This is a genomic window from Nocardia sp. NPDC058058 (assembly GCF_042885355.1).
Taxonomy (GTDB): Bacteria; Actinomycetota; Actinomycetes; order Mycobacteriales; family Mycobacteriaceae; genus Nocardia.
In genome coordinates this window covers 973,232-991,793 of record NZ_JBHVSA010000002.1, presented here as the reverse complement: position 1 = coordinate 991,793, position 18,562 = coordinate 973,232, and the positions used below count along the sequence as shown (strand labels likewise).

Here is an 18,562-nt window from a genome sequence, read left to right as displayed (position 1 = left end):
GAGATCGTTGCTGAAGCGTATGGTCGAAGAGAAAGTTAGGGTATCCAAAGGTGGGCGCCCCGGAGACGTAATTTCGACCGAACGAGGAGCTCGACCATGTTGGACACCGACACCGCCGCGCCGTTCTCGACGCTCATCCGCAGCGCGACCGAACAGCAGCACGCCGAGGCCGAGCACTCCACCTTCATGCGCGATCTGCTGACCGGCGAACTCGGCGTCGAAGCCTTCTACCGCTACACCTCGCAGCTCTGGTTCGTTTACGAGGCGCTCGAAAAGCATTCCGCCGCACTGGCTTCCGATTCGGTCGCGGGACCGTTCGTACAGCCGGGCCTGGCCCGCCTGGCCGCTCTGGAAGCCGATCTGGCCTACCTCGGCGGTGCGAACTGGCGCGATGAACTGACCCCGCTGCCCTCGACCGCCGCCTACGCCGCTCGCATCGAGGAGTGCGCGACCGAATGGTCCGCCGGCTACGTGGTGCACCACTACACCCGCTACCTGGGTGATCTGTCCGGTGGCCAGGTCATTCGCGGTACCGCCGAGAAGCTGTGGAACCTGCCCAAGAAGGGCGACGGCGTGCGCTTCTACGTCTTCGACGACATCTCGAATCCGGCCGCGTTCAAGCGCGAGTACCGGGAGAACCTGGACGGACTGCCCATCGAAGGCGCCGATGTCGAGCGGGTGCTCGACGAGGCTCGCCTGGCGTTCACGATGAACACCGACGTGTTCCGCGAACTGGGCGCGGAATTCAGCGCGCGGAACTGAATCTCTGCCGCTCCGAGGGCCGCCGCACGTTTCTCCTCCGGAACGTCGGCGGCTTTCTCATGTGCGGTGAAAACACTTGCGCCCGTGGGCCGCGGTGGGTTGCCATGGGAGGGTGAGTTTTCCCCTGCTGCTGAGCTTTCTCGGGTTGTGCGTGCTGCTGGCCCTGACCCCCGGTCCGGATACCTTTCTGGTGCTGCGTTTTTCGATGGCCGGGCCGCGTCCGGGGATAGCGGCGGCGGCCGGATCCGCGTTCGGCGGAATCGTCTGGGCGGTGGTGGTCGCGGCGGGGGTGGCGGCGCTGCTGGAGCAGTCGGCCACGGCGTATCGCAGCCTGAAGGTGGTCGGTGGAATCTACCTGCTGTACTTGGGGATTCGGGCGCTCATGGCGCATCGCAGGGGGCTCGCGGACGCGGAGGCGGAATTGGCCGCGCGGGGGTCGCGGGAACGGGCGTCATCGATTCGCTCGGCGTTCGCCGCGGGGTTGCTGTCCTGTATTTTCAACCCGAAGGTCGGGTTGTTCTATCTCGCGGTGCTGCCGCAGTTCCTCACCCAGGTGACGTTCGCGAATACGCTCACCCTGGGCGCGATCGAATCCTCCATCGCCGCAATCGAAATGGTGCTGCTGGCCCTGGCGGCCTCGCGTGCGGTGGAACTGCTGCGCAAGCCGAAGGTGCGGGATCGGCTGGAGCAGGCGAGCGCCGGAATCCTGGCGGCGCTGGGCATCGGCACCGTCGCCTCCGCCGCGGCGTGAGTCAGTCGGCGATCTCGGCGCGGTGGTAGACGCCGTTGTAGTACACCAGCGGGCCGACGGCGGGCGCGTCCTCGGTGTTGTCGTGTACCCGCGTGACCAGGCCGATCACCAGGGTGTGATCGCCGATCGGAATCAGCTGGTGCACGGTGGCGCGCACCCAGATCGGCGTCCCGTGCAGTACCGGTTCGCCGGATTCCAGGGTGGTCCACAGCGATCGGTCGGTGAAACGTTCCTCGGCGCTGCGACTGAACCGCTGCGCCAGATGCTTCTGATGTTCGCCCAGGAAGTGCACCACCACCGATTCCGCCTGGGTCATGGCGGCGATGCTGGACGAGGTCTCGGCGATATTGAACGAGATGAGCGGCGGCTGCGCCGATAGCGAGGCGAACGAGGTCGCAGTGAAACCGACCGGCCCGTCCGGAGACTTGAGCGTGACGATGGTGACGCCCGCCGGATAATGGCGCATGGCGGCGCGATACTGCTGGGCGGTGATGCCGCTCAGGTCGTCGGGCACGTGGAGCTCGGCGCCAGGCGTCGGAGAATCGGTCACCTTCCGAACCTACGTCCACGGCCCGCCGGATATTCCATCCGGTGCGGAAATTGGTGCGAACTCAATCGACGTCGATCGCCAGACCAGCGGTTATTCGAACCAGCTCGCCAAAAGTGGTGCGAAATACCGTGTTCGGATGCCCGCCCGCGGCCCACAGCTCCGCATGCCGGGCGAGCGCTGTATCGATGTAGGTGGGCAGGTTGATCGGATGCCCGACCGGGGCGACCCCGCCCATCGGCTGACCCGTCACCTGCTGCACCATCGCCGCCGGAGCCCGGGTCAGCGTGCCCTCCAGGCGTTCCCCGGTGCGATCCAGATCGACCGTGTGCGCGCCGGACACCAGCAGCAGCACCGGATCGTCGTCGAGCAGGAACAGCAGCGATTTGGTGATCGCCCCGAGTTCCACGCCGAGTGCCTGGGCGGCCTCGGCCGCGGTGTGGGTGGGTTGCGGCTGGGTGAGGATGACCCCGTGATGACCGCGAGCAATCAGTGTGTCGGAAACTTTGGAAGCGACCGGCGGCAGGGACCTGCGCATGGCACCAGAGTAGAGCGATTGCGGTGGATGTGCGGGGGATCAGTATTCGGGATAGCCCTCTTCCGGGCCGAGCATTCGCTCGATGCGTGCTCGCGTGACGCGTTCCAGCTCGATGACGCTGTGCTCCGAAATCGTTTCGCGCGCACACGAATCGAAGGCGTGCTCCAATTCGGCCGCGGAGAGTGCGCGCAGCCCCGCCGCGACGGCGGTGTGCAGGGCGTCGTAGCCGGGGTAGGGGCGGCCGTCGGCGATCTTCTCGGCCCAGCTGACACAGCTGCAGCATTCGTACAGGGCGTGCACGGCGCGCCGGCGGGAACAGGAATTGAAGCGGTCGAGGCCGATTCCATGATGCATCAACACGGGAAACTCCCAGCCCGGAGTGTGGCTTGTGGACCCTGTTAATCGTCCCGTCCGCGAGCCCCCGGAAACCAGTGCGGGACAGCAGATTTAGCACAGGATTTACACCGCCCGCCCGGACCCTCCGCACCCCCGATACGCTGGACCGATGACCGATTGGAAGGCTTTCGAGGTCGAAAGCAAGGACCACATCGCGACGGTTACCCTGACCGGTCCCGGCAAAGGCAATGCCATGGGCCCGGACTTCTGGCGTGAACTGCCGCTCATCTTCCGCGAGCTCGACGCGGATCCGGAGGTGCGGGCCGTCGTGCTCACCGGGTCGGGCAAGCATTTCTCCTACGGGCTGGACCTGCCCGCCATGAGCCCGCTGTTCGGGCCGCTGCTCGCCGATAAGGCGCTCGCGGGACCGCGCACCGACTTCCTGCGGCACGTGCGTGAGATGCAGGCCTCGGTCACCGCGGTCGCGGAGTGCCGCAAGCCGGTCATCGCGGCCGTCTCGGGCTGGTGCATCGGCGGCGGACTCGATCTCATCGCCGCGGCCGATATCCGGCTCGCCAGCGCCGAGGCCAAGTTCAGTCTGCGCGAGGCGAAGGTCGCCATCGTCGCGGATATCGGCTCGCTGCACCGGCTGCCCGGAATCATCGGTGAGGGGCATCTGCGCGAGCTCGCCTACACCGGCAAGGACATCGACGCGGCGCGCGCCGAGAAGATCGGCCTGATCAACGATGTGTTCGCCGATCAGGAAGCGGTGCTGGACGCGGCGTACGCGCTGGCTCGCGAGATCGCCGAGAACCCGCCGCTGGTGGTGCAGGGCATCAAGGATGTGCTGGATCAGCCCAAGGCGGGCAAGGTCGCCGACGGACTGCGCTACGTGTCGGCGTGGAACTCCGCGTTCCTGCCCTCGCACGATCTGACCGAGGCGATTCAGGCGGTCTTCGAGAAGCGCGCACCGAAGTTCGAAGGGAAATAACAACTCTCACCGGCCCCCGCCCGCCTATTGTGGGCGGGGACCGGGAGGTTGGTCATGGCTACATCCGAGGTGAGCGAGTCGACCGGAGAAGGCGGCTTCACCCATCGGCAGATACTGGTGATTCTCAGCGGGCTGCTGCTCGGAATCCTGCTCGCCGCACTGGATCAGACGATCGTGTCGACGGCCATTCGCACCATTGCCGATGACCTGAACGGGTATTCGCTGCAGGTGTGGGCGACGACGGCGTATCTGATCACCGCCACACTGGCTACGCCGCTCTACGGCAAACTCTCGGATATGTACGGCCGCAAGCAGTTCTATCTTGCGGCCATCACTATTTTCCTGGTCGGTTCGCTGCTGTGCGCGTTCGCGCATTCCATGTATCAGCTGGCGGCTTTCCGTGCGATTCAGGGTTTGGGCGCGGGCGGGCTGATGTCGTTGGCGCTCACTATCGTCGGCGATATCGTGAGTCCTCGGGAGCGGGCCAGGTATCAGGGCTATTTTCTGGCGGTATTCGGCACATCGAGCGTGCTCGGGCCGGTGCTGGGCGGATTGTTCGCCGGGCAGGACAGCATTCTCGGCGTATCCGGTTGGCGCTGGGTGTTTCTGGTCAATGTGCCGATCGGACTGTTCACCCTCGCCGTGGTGACCAGGGCATTGCACCTGCCCGCGCGGGAGCGTTCGCGCGATCGCGTCGACTACTGGGGCGCGCTGGTGCTGGCCATCGGCATCACACCCCTGTTGATCGTGGCCGAGCAGGGTCGCGAATGGGGTTGGGGGAGTGGCAGATCGGTGCTCTGCTACGTCATCGGTACGGTCGGGGTGATCGGATTCGTCGCGGTGGAGGCGGCGCTCGGTGATGCGGCGCTGATTCCGCTGCGGATTTTCGAGAATCGCACTTTCGCACTGGGCGTTGTCATTTCGTTCGTGGTGGGCGCGGGCATGTTCGGCGGGATTCTGCTGCTGCCGCAGTATTTGCAGGCGGTGCGCGGTGCCAGTCCGATGATCGGCGGCCTGGAGATGATGCCGATGGTGCTGGGCATGATGATCGGCTCGATCATTTCCGGGCAATTGATCTCACGCACCGGGCGCTACAAGGTGTACACGGTGATCGGCGCGGGCATGATCACGCTGGGCCTGTTCCTGCTGCACTATCTGAAGGCCGATACCGCCTACTGGGTGGTGGTGCTGTTCATGCTGTGCGTGGGGTTCGGGCTGGGGAATCTCATGCAGCCGCTGATCATCGCGCTACAGAATGCGTTGCCGCCCAAGGATATGGGTGTCTCCACGGCCGCCGCGACGTTCTTCCGGCAGATCGGCGGCACGCTCGGCGCGGCGGTATTCCTGTCGGTGCTGTTCACCCGCCTGACCCCGGATATCCGCTCGGAATTGCTCACCGCGGGTAAGGACAGCGAATTCCAGCGGGCGCTGCTCGCCGGTGCGCACGACGGCAATCCGGCGGATATGGCGCTCGCACAGGGACTTCTGAATCACGACACCACGGCCGCGCAGAGCGTGCTCGGTGACAGTTCGGTGATTCAACGCTTGAATCCGGTGCTGGCCAAGCCATTTCAGGTGGGATTCGCGGAATCGCTGTCCACGGTATTCCTGACCACCTCCGGGGTGGCGCTGGTGGCGCTGCTGCTGGTGCTGTTCTGGAAGGAAGTCCCACTGCGAATGACGGTGGGCGGCACGGAAACCGCACCGCCCACCGCATGATTCGGCACCGAGATCAGTGGCCGCCCTGTTCCTTCAGGCGCGCGTACGCCTCGGTGACCAGGGATTCGGCCTTGGCACGGTTGTCCCAGCCCTCGACCTTGACCCACTTGCCGGGCTCCAGGTCCTTGTAGCGCTCGAAGAAGTGCGCGATCTCCTTGCGCTGGAACTCCGGGATGTCCTCGACGTCCTGGATGTGATCCCAGCGCTTGTCCTTGTTCGGGACCGCGACCAGCTTCTCGTCGGTGCCGGCCTCATCGCTCATGATGAGCACGCCGACCGGACGGGCCTCGACCAGCACACCCGGGAACACGGGCTCGGGCAGCAGCACCATGCAATCCAGCGGATCGCCGTCGCCGCCGAGGGTGTTCTCGATGTAGCCGTAGTCGGCCGGGTACATCATCGGCGTGTACAGGTAGCGATCCAGCCGCACCCGGCCGGTCTCGTGGTCTACCTCGTACTTGTTGCGCTGACCCCGGGGGATCTCGATGGTGACGTCGAACTCCACGTCATCTCCTTCTTCGGTGCGGGTATGGCTGCCGACTCGCCAGCTCGTTCGGGGGAACGACTGCGCAACGAGGATAGTGTGATGCGCGGATGCGTGGGTTCGGCAGGGACGGGTATCAGGGAGACGGCGGCAGGTGGCTCGGAACAAGCAGAACATCGGTGGGCTGGAAGCCAAGCGGCGTCGTAAGACCTGGATCCTGGTGGCATCGGTCTTGGTGGTGGTGCTGGGCATCGCCACGGGTGTGGTGTTGACGCTGAAACCGTGGACGGAGGAATTCCGGCACGGGGGCTTGACGATCGCGGACCCGCCGTCACCGGTGAAACCGCTACCGCAGGTGGCGGCCGCTCCGCCGGACGCACCGGCGCCGAGCGCGAACGGTTTGGCCGCCGCGCTCGCACCCGTGGTCGGCAATCCGGATCTGGGGATCTTCGCGGCCTCGGTCTCGGACGCGGACAGCGGCAAGGTGCTGTGGACGACCGATCCGGGCAAGCCGATGATCCCGGCCTCCACGGCCAAGGTGCTGACCACGGCCGCCGCGCTGCTGGCATTGCCGCTGGACCACCGGGTGACCACGCAGGTCGTCACGGGCGCGGCCGCCAATGAGCTGGTGCTGGTCGGCGGCGGCGATCCCACGCTGACCGCGCAGCCGGACGGTAAGGGCTACTACCCGGACGGGCCGAAACTGTCGGATCTGGTGGCGCAGATCAAGTCCTCCGGGCAGAAGCCGGACACGATCGTGGTGGACACCTCGGCGTACGCCGGGTCGACCATGGCGCAGGGCTGGGATCCGGCGGATATCGGCGGCGGATCCATCGCGCCCATCGATCCGGTGATGATCGACGGCGGACGCTTGAATCCGCTGGTCGAGTATTCGCCGCGCACCGCGACCCCCGCGCTCGACGCGGGCCGCAGGCTGGCGAGCGACCTCGGACTCGATCCGGCGAAGGTGCGGCTCGGCAAGGCGGCCGCCGGGGCCACCAAGGTCGCCTCGGTGCAGTCCGCGCCGCTGCGAGATCGGCTGCGCGACATGATGGTTCACTCCGATGACGTGCTGGCCGAGACCATCGGGCGGGAGATCGCCGTCGCGGCGGGTTCGGAGGCGTCGTTCACCGGCACCGTCACCGCCATGGCGACCACCCTGCGCGCCGCCGGATTCGATACGAGCGGCCTGACCCTGCTCGATGCCAGCGGCCTGTCGGTGGACGATCTGATTCCGCCGCGCCTGCTGGACCGCATCGTCACCGTGGCCGCGCTGCCGGGTAGTGGCGAGGGACAAGGCAATTCGGGCGTCACCGCGACCGCGAACACCACGGACCATCCCCTCGCGGGTCTGCTCGACTACCTGCCCGTGGCCGGGGCCACCGGCTCGCTCGCCGAGCGCTACACCAGCCGTGACCGGGCCGGAGCGGGCTGGGTGCGGGCCAAGACCGGAACTCTGGACGTCGCGAGCGCGTTGGTCGGATATGTGCTGGATCGCGATGGGCGCGTACTGACCTTCGCGCTGATGTCCAATCAGCGGCTGCCCGAACAGAGCCGCCCCGCCTTGGACGCCATCGCCGCCGCACTGCGCAACTGTGGCTGCTCCTGACGGGTGGATGACTATGACCGGACCCGAACACCCCGCCGACCGGCCGGGCGCAGAGACAGGTCGTACCGATGAGAAGGCCGTCACGCGTATCGAATTCGCGGACGGCCGTGACGATGGGCAGGCACCGGTGAGCATCGACACCCGTGAGCCGTCACGGCTCAAATCCACGTTGACCGGTTCGGTCGATTGGAGTCTGGCCGCCCGCACCGGGGCCGCGCTGGTGCCGTCCGGGCCGCGTACGTCCCGGTATTCGGCCGAACAGGCCGTGCGTGAGCTCGCCGAGGCCTCCAAACGGGCCGAGGGCCCGGTGCGCGAGGTGAGCGGGCTCATCGACGGGCGGGTGGTGCCGGACGCGCGCGTGGTCGATCGCAAGGGCTGGATCGCCGCCGCCGCGGAATCCATGGGGCAGCTGACCGGAACCGGCGTCGAGGCCGGGGGCAAAGGCAAGTTCGTCGGCAAGCCCGCGGGCGTGCAGGCCGGTGCCATGCTGGCGTTCCTGTCCACCGCGATCCTGGGGCAGTACGACCCGTTCAGCGGACCGGATGGCACGCTGCTGCTGGTCGCGCCGAACATCATGGCGGTGGAGCGCGCATTGGGCGTGCCGCCCAGCGACTTCCGGCTCTGGGTGTGCCTGCACGAGGTCACGCACCGGGTGCAGTTCTCGTCCGCGCCGTGGCTCGCCGAATACATGCAGCGCAATGTGGAGATCCTCGGCGACGCCGGCGAGGAGCCGATGGCGGATATGCTCGGCCGCCTCGTGGCGGCCGTGAAGGAGCGCCGCCGCGGGATCGAGGATCCGGCGGGCGGCATGGTCGGACTGTTGCGCGCCACCCAGGCCGAACCGCAACGCGAGGCGCTGGACCGGCTGCTCATGCTCGGCACGCTGCTCGAAGGCCACGCCGATCATGTGATGGATGCCGTCGGCCCGGCCGTCGTCCCGTCGGTGACCCGCATTCGCGCCGCCTTCGACCAGCGCCGCAAGCGCCCCGCCAATCCGCTGCAGCGACTACTCCGCGCGCTGCTGGGCATGGATGCCAAAGTGGCGCAATATGTTCGGGGCAAGGCTTTCGTCGACGAGGTGGTGCAGACCGTCGGCATGGATCGTTTCAACCACATCTGGACCGATGCCGACACGCTGCCGCGCACCGAGGAGATCGGTGACCCGCAGCGCTGGGTCACCCGCGTACTGGGCTGAGGCGGTCGCGCCGCCCGATCGGCGATCCGACGTGGCGGGCCGGGTAATCCCGCGTCCATGCGACGATCGGGGCGTGAATCCACGGCTACCCGAGACGCGTGCGGCGCTGGAAACGCGCCATGCCGTGCGGGATTGGCTGGGGAAATACGCCCCGGACGGGGTGGTCGCGGTCGGATTGTCCGGTGGCGCGGACTCATTGGCGCTGACCGCCGCAGCGGCGGTCGAAGCCGCCGCCGTGGACGCCTACGTGGTCGACCACGGAGTGCAGGACGGCTCGGCCGAGGTGGCGGCGCGGGCCGCCGCGACGGCCATGGAGCTGGGATGCCGATCCGCGCGCGTGCTCACGGTCCGGGTGGGGACCGAGGGCGGGCTGGAGGCCGCGGCGCGGCGGGCACGATATGCCGCACTCGATCGAGCGCGGTCGGATCTGCCGGTACTGCTCGGGCACACCCTTGATGATCAGGCCGAAACCGTCCTGCTCGGTTTGGCTCGGGGGTCGGGCGGCCGATCGATTCAGGGGATGACCGAGTACGCGGAACCGTGGGGGCGGCCGCTGCTCGGGGTGCGGCGGGCCGTCACCCGGCAGTTGTGCGCCGATCTCGGGGTGCGGCCCTGGGAGGATCCGCACAACAGCTCGCCGGAGTTCACCCGGGTTCGACTGCGCACCGAGGTGCTGCCGCTGCTGGAGGAGGTGCTGGGTGGGGGTGTTGCCCCGGCGCTGGCGCGGACGGCGGCGCAGCTGCGGGAGGACGGGGCGGCCCTGGGTGAGATTGCCGATGAGTTGCTGAAATCCGAGATTGATGGCGCTGCCCTGCGCCTCGAGACGCTCGCCACTGTCGCGCCCGCGCTGCGGCGGCGCGTCATTCGCGCGTGGCTGCTCGCCGGGGGCGCAAAATCATTGACGGACAGCAATTTACGAGCGGTCGAGGCACTGGTCACCGACTGGCGCGGTCAGGGCGGGGTGGCGGTCGGTGGTTCGGTCACCGGGACCAGGTTGGTTGCCGCGCGTGAACGTGGCAGGCTCATACTGGGCTCGGCCCACAGCGGACCCGATCGGGGTCGACATCATCTCTGAAGGGAAACCAGCGGACGTGTACGGGGACGACATCGCGTCGGTGCTGATCAGCGAAGACGAGATCGCGGACAAGGTTCAAGAGCTCGCCGAATTGGTCGCCAAACGTTATCCCGCCGGTGCCCCCGAGGGTGATCTGCTGCTGGTGGGCGTGCTCAAGGGCGCGATCTTCTTCATGACGGATCTGGCCAAGCGGCTGACCGTGCCCACCCAGATGGAGTTCATGGCGGTCTCCTCCTACGGGTCCTCCACCTCCTCTTCGGGCGTGGTGCGGATCATGAAGGATCTGGACAAGGACATCGCCGGGCGCAATGTGCTGATCGTCGAGGACATCATCGACTCCGGTCTGACGCTGTCGTGGCTGCTGCGCAACCTGTCCAGCCGCAATCCGGCCTCGCTGGAGGTGGTGACGTTGCTGCGCAAGCCGGACGCGTTGCGCACCCAGGTGGATGTGATGGCGGTCGGTTTCGACATCCCGAACGAGTTCGTGGTCGGCTACGGCCTGGACTACGCCGAGCGGTACCGCGATCTGCCGTACATCGGCACGCTGGACCCGAAGGTTTACGGGGGATAGATCCCGTCCCACAGCTCTCGTGCGGAGACCGTTCGCCGGATTCGGCGGGCGGTCTCGCTGCTTCTGTGACGAAACTCACGTTAGAGCCGTGGACGCGGTGAGCCGGGTTGCCGGGGCTTGTTGCCGGGGGTCAGCTCTCGGGTCGCGCCGGTCGGCGGGGGTGTGTAGCGTGGTGCGTGTTACTGCTGGTCACATGTCTGTATCAATTTCGGACGTGCGTGTCGGGGGGAATGGCCAGGAATTCGCGGTGCCGGTTACCGGAAAGTTTCGGGCGCGCCCTATGCTGTCTTTAACAAACCTGACGGCTGTTTTCTGACTCAGTTTCAAACTTTTGGGTCGGATACGGCTGGATATTCAAGACCGATTCTGATAGCAAGGGGCTATGGACCCGCATTTGCGCGACCTGCGGTATTTCGTCGCCGTCGCTGAGGAACTGCATTTCACCAACGCCGCCCAGCGGCTGCACATCGCGCAGCCCACGCTGTCCCGGCAGATTCGACAGCTGGAGCGTCAACTCGACGTGGTCCTGTTCGACCGCAATCAGCGCAGTGTCGCACTGACTGTCGCGGGCAAGGAACTGCTGGAGGGTGCGCGCCGCATCCTCGAGCTCTGGGAAGTCACCAATGTCGCGCTGCAGGAGGCGGGTGAGGTGCTGCGCGTCGGCATCCAATCCTCCATCGGCCGCGGCCTGATCACCGATCTGGAGAGCGCCAGCGGGCATCGCCTCGCCCTGCACTCCGCATCCTGGACCGACCCGTCCAGCGGCCTGGCCGGGCGACAGGCGGACCTGGCGCTCATGTGGCTGCCCGTACCCGACACCGGTCGCTACCGGTGGCAGGTGCTGCGCACCGAACCGCGCTGGGTACTGCTGCCGGAGAACCATCCGCTGGCCGGACAGGACACCATCGAATTCGCCGCGCTGGCCGATGAATCCTTCATCGCCATGCCCGCCGAAGCCGGTGCGGCACGCGACTTCTGGCTCGGCGCGGACGCCCGCGGCGGTCGCCAGGCCAAGATCGGCGCGGAAGCGGCCACCGCCGAGGAGCGCCTGGAGGCGGTCTCGCTCGGACTCGGTGTCTGCCTGCTCGCCGAGAACAATGTGCCCATGTACCGCTGGCCCGGCCTGACCGCGCGACCCGTCGCCGGACTCGCGCCGTGCGAATTGGCCGTCGCCTGGCGCGCCGATGACGACCGCCCGACCATCCTCGAGTTCGCCGCCCGCGTGCTCGAAGGCGGATTCGCGGACCGCGAGCCGGTCGCCGCGCAATAGCTCGCATCGGACGGCGGTAGTGGGTCGGAGGCATTGCCGCCGCTGAGCAGCGAAATCGAAAAGGGCGGTCCCGCACCGGGACCGCCCTTTTTCGTGCCTGACGCGGTTGGCGGCTCGCCACCCGGCCGGGTCGAGTCCGGCCGGGGTGCGACCCGACTTCTCGCCGGGGCCTACTCCTTACCCGGCGCGGTGCGCTCCCACGGGCAGGCGGCCTCGAGTTGCGCCGCCAGTTTCAACAGTGTGCTCTCGCTGCCCGGCGGGCCGATGAGCTGCGCGGCCAGCGGGGTGCCGGTGCGCTGGTGCACCCCCATCGGCACCGAGATGGCCGGCCAGCCGACCAGATTCCACAGCGGTGTGAACGGTGAGAAGCGAGCGCTGGCAACGATATTGGCGAGCCATGGCCGCGAGTGCCAGCGGCGTGCGCGGGGCGGCGGGGTGGCCAGGGTCGGGGTGATGGCGACGTCGTAGCGCTCGAAGTAGTCGAGCAGCCGCGCCTCGATGCGGTCCACCTGGGACGCGCGCAGCAGCCCCGATTTCAGCACGAAGCGGCCCAGCGCGATATGCGTGCGAGTGCGGCGCTGCAGCAGTTCCGGATGCGGAACCATGGTCGCCTCGCGGGCGGCGTTGGCCACCCAGCGCAGGCCGAGTGCGAAAGTCGCGCCCTGATAGGGAAGTTCGGACACCCCGATGGTGTGCCCGGCGGTGGACGCGGCGGCCGCGGCCATATCCGCGGCGCCCGCCCAGGCCCGATCCACCCGGGACAGCGGGGTCGGCGCGGCGGTGGCCAGGCCGATGCGCAGTGTCTTGGGCGGATCCAGTTCGGCGAGCGCGGGCCGATCGGCGAGCACCGACAGCATGAGCGCCGCGTCCGCGACAGTGGTTGCCAGCACGCCGTTTTCGGTCATGCCGCCCCAGGAATCGAGTCCCACCTCGGCGGGCACCAGGCCGCGTCCGGGTTTGACCCCGACCACGCCGGAGCAGGCGGCCGGAATGCGCACCGAGCCCAGTCCGTCATTGCCGTGCGCGATGGTCACCATGCCCGCGCCGACCGCCGCGCCCGATCCGCCGGAGGAGCCGCCCGCGCTGAAGCGGGGATTCCAGGGACTGCGGGTAATGCGCTCGGGGGTATCGGTGACGCCCCAGAGCCCGAACTCCGGAACCGTGGTCAGGCCGACGATGACCGCGCCGGCCGAGCGTAGTCGCCGCACCACCGGATGATCCGCGGTCGCGGGCCGATTGCCCCCGGCCAGCGATCCGGCGCGGGTGACCTCGCCGGTGACGTCGATATTGTTCTTCACCGCGACCGGAACCCCGGCCAGCGGCAGTACGTCCAGATCGGGCCGCTCGGCCAGCGCGCGCGCTTCGGCGCGGGCGGCGTCGAAGCGAACCTCGCTGAACGCGTTCACTTTTCGATCTTGTGCGCGAATCCGCGCGAGCACATCGTCCACCATCTGCTCGGCCGTCACCGATCCGTTCTGGACGGCGGAGGCGATCCCGGTGGCGGTGGTCAGATCCAAGGGTGGAAGGATTTCGGGAGTTTCGGGTTCTGCCGCTGCGATGTGCGGCTCCGGCTTCATATCGGCTTTATCGTCGTTCACCACTGCCTCGTTCACCGCTGCGTCGACCGCTAGCGCGGCGCCCTCGTCGTACATGCTGGTGTTCCCCCGTCGCTTCGAGTTCGAAATCGGGTGATCCGCTGTTCAGCCGCAAGTTATCATTCCGGCTATTGCTCAGGGATGATGGTGTCTGGTGTGGCGGATTTTTCCGGTATCGGAAAACCCGTCCATCTATGGATCGTCAGTACGGATTCGAACGGTATCCGTGCCGAGCCAGATGGGTGCGGACATGGTTTCAAGTTCCGAGCGCCGCTCCGGCCGTCACTCGGCCGGAACGGAATTCACTGTGGTCGCGGCGTTCACCGCGGCATGGGGCAGTGCCGCCACGCCGCCGGATATCGCAGCTTTTCTGCCCGACGCAAGCACGCTGCGACGGGACGCGCTGCTGGAGTTGATCCGGGTCGATATGCGCCATCGCTGGCTGCGCCGCCCCGGCGGGCCGGTCCCGGCGCAGGAACGGCACAAACGCCTCACCGACTACTGCGCCGAATTCCCCGAACTCACCGAGCCCGATCTGCCCGCCGGGCTGGTGTACGAGGAGTTCGTCATCCGCAGGCACAGCGGGGAACGGGTGGATCCGCGCGACTGCCTGCGTGAGTATCCGCACCAGGCCGGCGAGTTGCGCGAACTGCTCAATGCCGATGACGAGGATCAGAGCACGCGGCGGGCCGCTCGGGACGACTCCACCCGGGGCGGCACCACCCACGTGCCTTCGGCCGAGTTCACCCGGGCCGCCGATATACTCGACGAATTCACCAGGGGCACAGACTCTTTCGGTGATTCCACGTTCATTCGCGATGGCGAGGACGCCACCCGGGCCGCACCCTTCGACGACGGCGATTCCACCCATCCAGGCATACCGCTCGATATCGACTCCACCCGCGCGGGCGGCCTGCTGGACGGTGATTCCACCCGGGTCCCCGACCAGGGCGAACTCACCCAGCAGGACCCGTCGGCTCGGGACGGCACCCGCGCCACCGGCGGCGGACTCAGCGCCCCCGAAACCGGTGAACTGCTGGACCGGCTCGAAATCGGCCAGCGCATAGACGATTTCGATCTGCTCACCAGTCTCGGCAGCGGTGCGTTCGCGCGCGTGTTCCTGGCCCGGCAACGCTCCCTGCAACGCCTGGTCGCGGTCAAGGTGTCCGCCGATCACGGCACCGAACCGCAGACCCTGGCGCAACTGGACCACGACTACATCGTGCGGGTCTTCGACCAGCGGCTCATCTCCGGTATCCGGACCAGCAGCGGGCGGCGCATGCGGCTGCTCTACATGCAGTTCCTGCCGGGCGGCACCCTGCTCGGGGTGTTGCGCTGGGTGCGCGCCACCCCGGTCGCCGAACGCAGCGGGCAATTGCTGCTCGATGCCGTGGACGCGGCCATGGAGGAGAAGGGTGAGATCCGGCCCACCGACTCCAGTGTGCGCGCCGAGCTCGCCGGACTGAGCTGGCCGGAGACCGTCGCGTGGCTCGGTCGCAGGCTCGCCGAGGCGCTCGACTACGCGGACAGCCACGGGGTGCTGCATCGGGATGTGAAGCCCGCGAACGTGCTGCTCACCGCAGAGGCCGTGCCGAAACTGGCCGACTTCAACATCAGTTTCAGCCGCAATCTCGATGACGCCAGCCCGGTCGCCTACTTCGGCGGATCGCTGTCGTACATGTCGCCCGAACAGTTGGAGGCGTGCCATCCCGGCCGCGCCCGCTCGGCCGCCGAACTCGACACCCGCGCCGATATCTTCTCGCTCGGCGTGGTGCTGTGGGAATTGCTCACCGGTGCGAAACCATTCGATGACTCGACCGCCGGACCCGGCGGCCACGGCGACCACACCACCCTGGAGGCCATGCTGGACCGGCGGCGCGGCGGGGTGGAACAGGTCGCCCTGGAACGCGTCCCCGACGACTGCCCGGCCGCGCTGCGCCGCGTGCTGCTCACCTGCCTTGCCCCCGACCGCGAGGACCGCTGGAGCAGCGGAACCGTTCTGGCCACCCAGTTGGAGATGTGCCTGGACCAGCGCGCCCGCGATCTGGTCGATCCGCCGCCGCACAGCTGGCGACTGCGGTTGCGGCCCTGGCTGATCCCGCTCGTCGCGCTCGCCATCGCGATTCCCAACGTGCTGTCCTCGCTGTACAACATCGTGCACAACAACACCCTGATCATCAGCCACATGTCCGACGCCGCCATGCACACCTTCACCCTCATCACGGCGCTGGTGAACGTGCTGTTCTTCCCGCTCGGGGCGGCGCTGATCATCTATCTGTGCCGGCGGGTGATCGTGGTGCCGCGCGGCCTGCGCAAGGGCAGAACCTACGACGCGGACACGCTACGCCGGGCCAGAGCCGATGTACTGCTTGCGGGAGAACGCATCTCGCTCATCGTCTTCTCGCTGTGGCTGATCAGCGCGATCACCTTCCCGGTCGCCCTGCGCCTGTCCACCGGTGAGATTCCGACCCGGGGCATGGTGCATTTCGTGGTGTCGCTGGTGGTGTGCGGAGCCATCGCGGTCGCGTACCCGTTCTTCCTGGTGACGTTCTTCCTGGTGCGCTGCATCTATCCGATGTTCCTGCGGCACGGCGATATCAGTGCCGAGGACGCGGTGTGGCTGCATCGGCTCGGACACCGCTGCACCACGTACCTGGCGGTCGCGGCGTCGGTGCCGCTGCTGGCCGTCGCGGGCGTGACATTCCTGCCGCCCGAGGACATTCCGCGCGTGATCGTGGCGGTGCGGGTGCTCAGCGTCGGCGGAATCGTGGCATTCGTGGCCGTATACGCCATGTTCCGGGCGCTCGAAGCCGATCTGCAGGCCCTCGAGCGCGTGGTGTCGCCCGGTCATTCCGCTCGCGATACCGGGGAGCCCGTGGGTGCCCGAACGTGAATGAGCATCCGGCGCAGGCGGTTTCCCGCTTCACCGCCGAATGGGAATCCACCTTGCGCGGCGATCGACTCGAACCGCCGGAACTGGACGGCTACGTTCCCGACGGTGAAGCGCTGCAACTCGATGTGCTCACCGCACTGGTGCGGGTGGATATGCGGCAGCGCTGGCGGCGCACCGGTATGGAGAAGCGCATCGCCGACTATCGCACCGAATTCCCGGCTGTCATCCGCAGCTCCGAATTCGCGGATCTGGTGTGCGAGGAATACCTGGTCCGCAGTCGGTACCGGCCGTTGGACGTCGACACCTTCAGCGCCGAATACCCGGAGGTGGCGGGGGAGATCCGCCGGCGCTTCTCGGACGGCATCACCCCCGCACCGCCGCAGGAACTGCCCGAGGGCATCGAAACCGGCCGCCGCCTGGACGATTTCGATCTGCTCACCGATCTCGGCGGGGTGCGGCACAGCCGCATGTTCCTGGCCCGCCAGCGTTCCATGCAGCGACTGGTCGCGGTACGGGTGGAGTTCGGCGCGAACAGCGACAGCCCCACCGTCGCCCAACTCGACCACCACTACATCGTCCGCGTCTACGATCAGCGCCTCATCGCGGGCAACGGCAACCCCCTGCGCCTGCTGTACATGCAGTACCTGCCGGGCGGCAATGCCGCGGGGGTACTCACCCTGCTGCGCGCGCAACCCGGTCCCGCGGCCGGCGGTGAGCTGCTGTTGCGGGCGGTCGACGCCGCGATGGAGGCGCGCGGGGAGATTCGGCCCGCGGATTCCAGTGTGCGGCGCGAGATTTCGGAGTTGAGCTGGCCGGAGACCGTGGCGTGGGTGGGGCGGCGGCTGGCGGCGGCGCTCGATTACGCCGAGCGGCACGGGGTGCTGCATCACGATATTCGGCCGGAGAATGTGCTGTTCACGGCCGAGGGCGTGCCCAAACTCGCGGATTTCGCACTGGGGCCGCTGTATTGGAACGCCGGTATCCCGGGTGCCGGTGGGGTGGCGTCGGATTCGCCCGAGGGTTTGCGCTGGCGATCACCCGAAGCCCTTGCCGCACGGCTGGATCCGGCCGCACCGATGCCGGACGCGCGCAGCGATATCTTCTCCCTCGGCGTGCTGCTGTGGGAAATGCTCACCGGCGCGGCACCATTCGATGATCCCGCGGCGGACGGCATACCCGGGCACGAGGTCGTGACCGCCATGCTGGCGCGGCGGCGCGCGGGGGTGCGACCGGCCGCACTGGCCGCACTGCCCGCGGACACCCCGGCCACGCTGCGCCGCGTCCTGCTGGAATGTCTGGACCCGGATCCGGATCGGCGCTGGCAGAACGGCGTCGAGCTGGCCGGGCAATTGGATCTCTGCCTGGACGCGCGCGCCCGGGACCTGGTCGATCCGCCGCCGAAGAGCTGGCGGTCGCGAGCCAGGAGCTGGCCGGTGCCGATCGCGGCGCTGTGCGTCGGCGTGCCGAACGCGCTCGCCAGCGTCTACAACATCCGGCTGAATCAGAGCCTGATCGTGGATCGGCTGTCAGCGGAAGATCAGGGGCGTTTCGGCACGGTCGCGCTGGTCAACAATGCCATCGCGTTCCCGCTGGCGGCGCTGCTGCTGCTGTGGCTGGCGCGGCGGCCGCTGACGGTCACCTATCGACTCGCCCGCGGGCACCGGTATTCGCCTGCGGCGCTGGCCCGCGCCCGCGCGGACACACTGCTGCTCGGCGAGCGGGCGGTGTGGATACCGTTCCTGATGTGGGTGATCGCGGGCGTGGCCTGGCCGCTGGCGCTGTCCGCGTCCGGGGCGCGGCTGCCACCGCACACCTTCCTGCATTTCTTCACGGCCCAGGTGGTGTGTGCCGCAATCGCTCTCGCGTATCCGTTCTTCCTGATCGCCGGGTATTCGGTGCGGGCGCTGTATCCGCAGTTGCTGGTGCGGGGCGCGGTGGGACCGGCCGATCGGCGACAGCTGCTCGGTTTGGCGCGGCGCAGCAATGTGTATCTGGCGGCGGCCGCGTCGGTGCCGCTGCTCGGTGTCGTGACCGCCACCTTCGTCTCGCGCGAGGACCTGGAATTGGTGATCGTCCCGGTGCGCTGGCTGAGTGTCGGCGGTGTGCTCGCCTTCGCACTCAGCTACTGGTTGTTCCGCCTGCTCGAGGCCGATCTGCGGGCGCTGGTGCGCGCGATTCCGAAAGGCGGCCGATCGCCGGACGATTCCGGGCACGACGGGTAACCGG

16 protein-coding genes are annotated in these 18,562 nt (G+C 67.8%); 11 read left to right on the top strand and 5 right to left on the bottom strand.

Annotation, left to right across the window (positions count from 1 at the left end):
• Positions 1 to 96 precede the first annotated feature (96 nt).
• Both ACFVUS_RS19280 and ACFVUS_RS19275 read left to right on the top strand, forming a co-directional pair.
• On the top strand, positions 97 to 762 hold the full coding sequence (locus tag ACFVUS_RS19280) for a heme oxygenase (biliverdin-producing) (protein ID WP_387767701.1): 666 nt from the start codon (positions 97 to 99) through the stop codon (positions 760 to 762).
• A 112-nt stretch (positions 763 to 874) separates the two neighbouring features.
• Entirely contained in the window at positions 875 to 1,513 is a 639-nt protein-coding gene (locus ACFVUS_RS19275; RefSeq protein WP_387767698.1) for a LysE family translocator, read from the top strand.
• Between the two features lies 1 nt (position 1,514).
• On the opposite strand, the gene ACFVUS_RS19270 is transcribed toward ACFVUS_RS19275, so the two are convergent.
• The 3 genes from ACFVUS_RS19270 to ACFVUS_RS19260 all read right to left on the bottom strand — a co-directional run bounded on the left by ACFVUS_RS19270 (position 1,515) and on the right by ACFVUS_RS19260 (position 2,958).
• On the bottom strand, positions 1,515 to 1,979 hold the full coding sequence (locus ACFVUS_RS19270) for a flavin reductase family protein (RefSeq protein ID WP_387770002.1): 465 nt from the start codon (positions 1,977 to 1,979) through the stop codon (positions 1,515 to 1,517).
• A gap of 145 nt (positions 1,980 to 2,124) precedes the next feature.
• Positions 2,125 to 2,598, bottom strand: a complete 474-nt coding sequence (locus tag ACFVUS_RS19265) for a YbaK/EbsC family protein (RefSeq protein ID WP_387767695.1) — start codon at positions 2,596 to 2,598, stop codon at positions 2,125 to 2,127.
• Between the two features lie 39 nt (positions 2,599 to 2,637).
• On the bottom strand, positions 2,638 to 2,958 hold the full coding sequence (locus tag ACFVUS_RS19260; protein WP_387767692.1) for a 2-oxo-4-hydroxy-4-carboxy-5-ureidoimidazoline decarboxylase: 321 nt from the start codon (positions 2,956 to 2,958) through the stop codon (positions 2,638 to 2,640).
• 145 nt (positions 2,959 to 3,103) lie between these two features.
• Here ACFVUS_RS19260 and ACFVUS_RS19255 point away from each other — a divergent pair, with 145 nt between their 5' ends.
• Together ACFVUS_RS19255 and ACFVUS_RS19250 are read left to right on the top strand one after the other, a co-directional pair.
• The gene (locus ACFVUS_RS19255) at positions 3,104 to 3,925 is read left to right on the top strand and encodes a crotonase/enoyl-CoA hydratase family protein (protein ID WP_387767689.1); all 822 of its coding nucleotides are present in this window, start codon (positions 3,104 to 3,106) and stop codon (positions 3,923 to 3,925) included.
• 54 nt (positions 3,926 to 3,979) lie between these two features.
• On the top strand, positions 3,980 to 5,644 hold the full coding sequence (locus tag ACFVUS_RS19250) for an MDR family MFS transporter (RefSeq protein ID WP_387767686.1): 1,665 nt from the start codon (positions 3,980 to 3,982) through the stop codon (positions 5,642 to 5,644).
• Between the two features lie 13 nt (positions 5,645 to 5,657).
• Here the strand turns inward: ACFVUS_RS19250 and ppa are convergent, their stop codons facing one another.
• Entirely contained in the window at positions 5,658 to 6,149 is a 492-nt protein-coding gene (gene ppa / locus ACFVUS_RS19245; protein WP_387767683.1) for an inorganic diphosphatase, read from the bottom strand.
• Positions 6,150 to 6,303: 154 nt separating this feature from the next.
• On the opposite strand from ppa, the gene dacB reads away from it, so the two are divergent.
• The 5 genes from dacB (at position 6,304) to ACFVUS_RS19220 (ending at position 11,848) form a co-directional block, all read left to right on the top strand.
• The gene (dacB, locus tag ACFVUS_RS19240; protein WP_387769999.1) at positions 6,304 to 7,737 is read left to right on the top strand and encodes a D-alanyl-D-alanine carboxypeptidase/D-alanyl-D-alanine-endopeptidase; all 1,434 of its coding nucleotides are present in this window, start codon (positions 6,304 to 6,306) and stop codon (positions 7,735 to 7,737) included.
• 13 nt (positions 7,738 to 7,750) lie between these two features.
• Positions 7,751 to 8,932 (top strand): zinc-dependent metalloprotease, encoded by a 1,182-nt coding sequence (locus ACFVUS_RS19235; RefSeq protein ID WP_387767680.1) that lies wholly within the window; start codon positions 7,751 to 7,753, stop codon positions 8,930 to 8,932.
• Between the two features lie 73 nt (positions 8,933 to 9,005).
• On the top strand, positions 9,006 to 10,007 hold the full coding sequence (gene tilS, locus ACFVUS_RS19230) for a tRNA lysidine(34) synthetase TilS (protein ID WP_387767677.1): 1,002 nt from the start codon (positions 9,006 to 9,008) through the stop codon (positions 10,005 to 10,007).
• A gap of 16 nt (positions 10,008 to 10,023) precedes the next feature.
• Entirely contained in the window at positions 10,024 to 10,578 is a 555-nt protein-coding gene (gene hpt / locus ACFVUS_RS19225; protein ID WP_364637587.1) for a hypoxanthine phosphoribosyltransferase, read from the top strand.
• 382 nt (positions 10,579 to 10,960) lie between these two features.
• Complete coding sequence (locus ACFVUS_RS19220) at positions 10,961 to 11,848, top strand: LysR substrate-binding domain-containing protein (protein WP_364637589.1); 888 nt, start codon at positions 10,961 to 10,963, stop codon at positions 11,846 to 11,848.
• A gap of 170 nt (positions 11,849 to 12,018) precedes the next feature.
• On the opposite strand, the gene ACFVUS_RS19215 is transcribed toward ACFVUS_RS19220, so the two are convergent.
• Entirely contained in the window at positions 12,019 to 13,500 is a 1,482-nt protein-coding gene (locus tag ACFVUS_RS19215; RefSeq protein ID WP_387767672.1) for an amidase, read from the bottom strand.
• Positions 13,501 to 13,693: 193 nt separating this feature from the next.
• Here ACFVUS_RS19215 and ACFVUS_RS19210 point away from each other — a divergent pair, with 193 nt between their 5' ends.
• Both ACFVUS_RS19210 and ACFVUS_RS19205 read left to right on the top strand, forming a co-directional pair.
• Positions 13,694 to 16,336, top strand: a complete 2,643-nt coding sequence (locus ACFVUS_RS19210) for a serine/threonine-protein kinase (protein WP_387767669.1) — start codon at positions 13,694 to 13,696, stop codon at positions 16,334 to 16,336.
• The gene (locus ACFVUS_RS19205; protein ID WP_387767666.1) at positions 16,333 to 18,558 is read left to right on the top strand and encodes a protein kinase; all 2,226 of its coding nucleotides are present in this window, start codon (positions 16,333 to 16,335) and stop codon (positions 18,556 to 18,558) included. Before ACFVUS_RS19210 ends, ACFVUS_RS19205 begins: the two co-directional genes overlap by 4 nt.
• The last annotated feature ends 4 nt before the right edge of the window (positions 18,559 to 18,562 follow it).

What these genes read in the sequence shown, in the direction of transcription:
- ACFVUS_RS19255 (WP_387767689.1), top strand. Translation starts at nt 3,104, where the DNA reads ATGACCGATTGGAAGGCTTTCGAGGTCGAAAGCAAGGACCACATCGCG.
- ACFVUS_RS19270 (WP_387770002.1), bottom strand. Translation starts at nt 1,979, where the DNA reads ATGCGCCATTATCCGGCGGGCGTCACCATCGTCACGCTCAAGTCTCCG.
- ACFVUS_RS19215 (WP_387767672.1), bottom strand. Translation starts at nt 13,500, where the DNA reads ATGTACGACGAGGGCGCCGCGCTAGCGGTCGACGCAGCGGTGAACGAG.
- ACFVUS_RS19220 (WP_364637589.1), top strand. Translation starts at nt 10,961, where the DNA reads ATGGACCCGCATTTGCGCGACCTGCGGTATTTCGTCGCCGTCGCTGAG.
- ACFVUS_RS19280 (WP_387767701.1), top strand. Translation starts at nt 97, where the DNA reads ATGTTGGACACCGACACCGCCGCGCCGTTCTCGACGCTCATCCGCAGC.
- ACFVUS_RS19210 (WP_387767669.1), top strand. Translation starts at nt 13,694, where the DNA reads ATGGTTTCAAGTTCCGAGCGCCGCTCCGGCCGTCACTCGGCCGGAACG.
- ACFVUS_RS19250 (WP_387767686.1), top strand. Translation starts at nt 3,980, where the DNA reads ATGGCTACATCCGAGGTGAGCGAGTCGACCGGAGAAGGCGGCTTCACC.
- ACFVUS_RS19265 (WP_387767695.1), bottom strand. Translation starts at nt 2,598, where the DNA reads ATGCGCAGGTCCCTGCCGCCGGTCGCTTCCAAAGTTTCCGACACACTG.
- ACFVUS_RS19235 (WP_387767680.1), top strand. Translation starts at nt 7,751, where the DNA reads ATGACCGGACCCGAACACCCCGCCGACCGGCCGGGCGCAGAGACAGGT.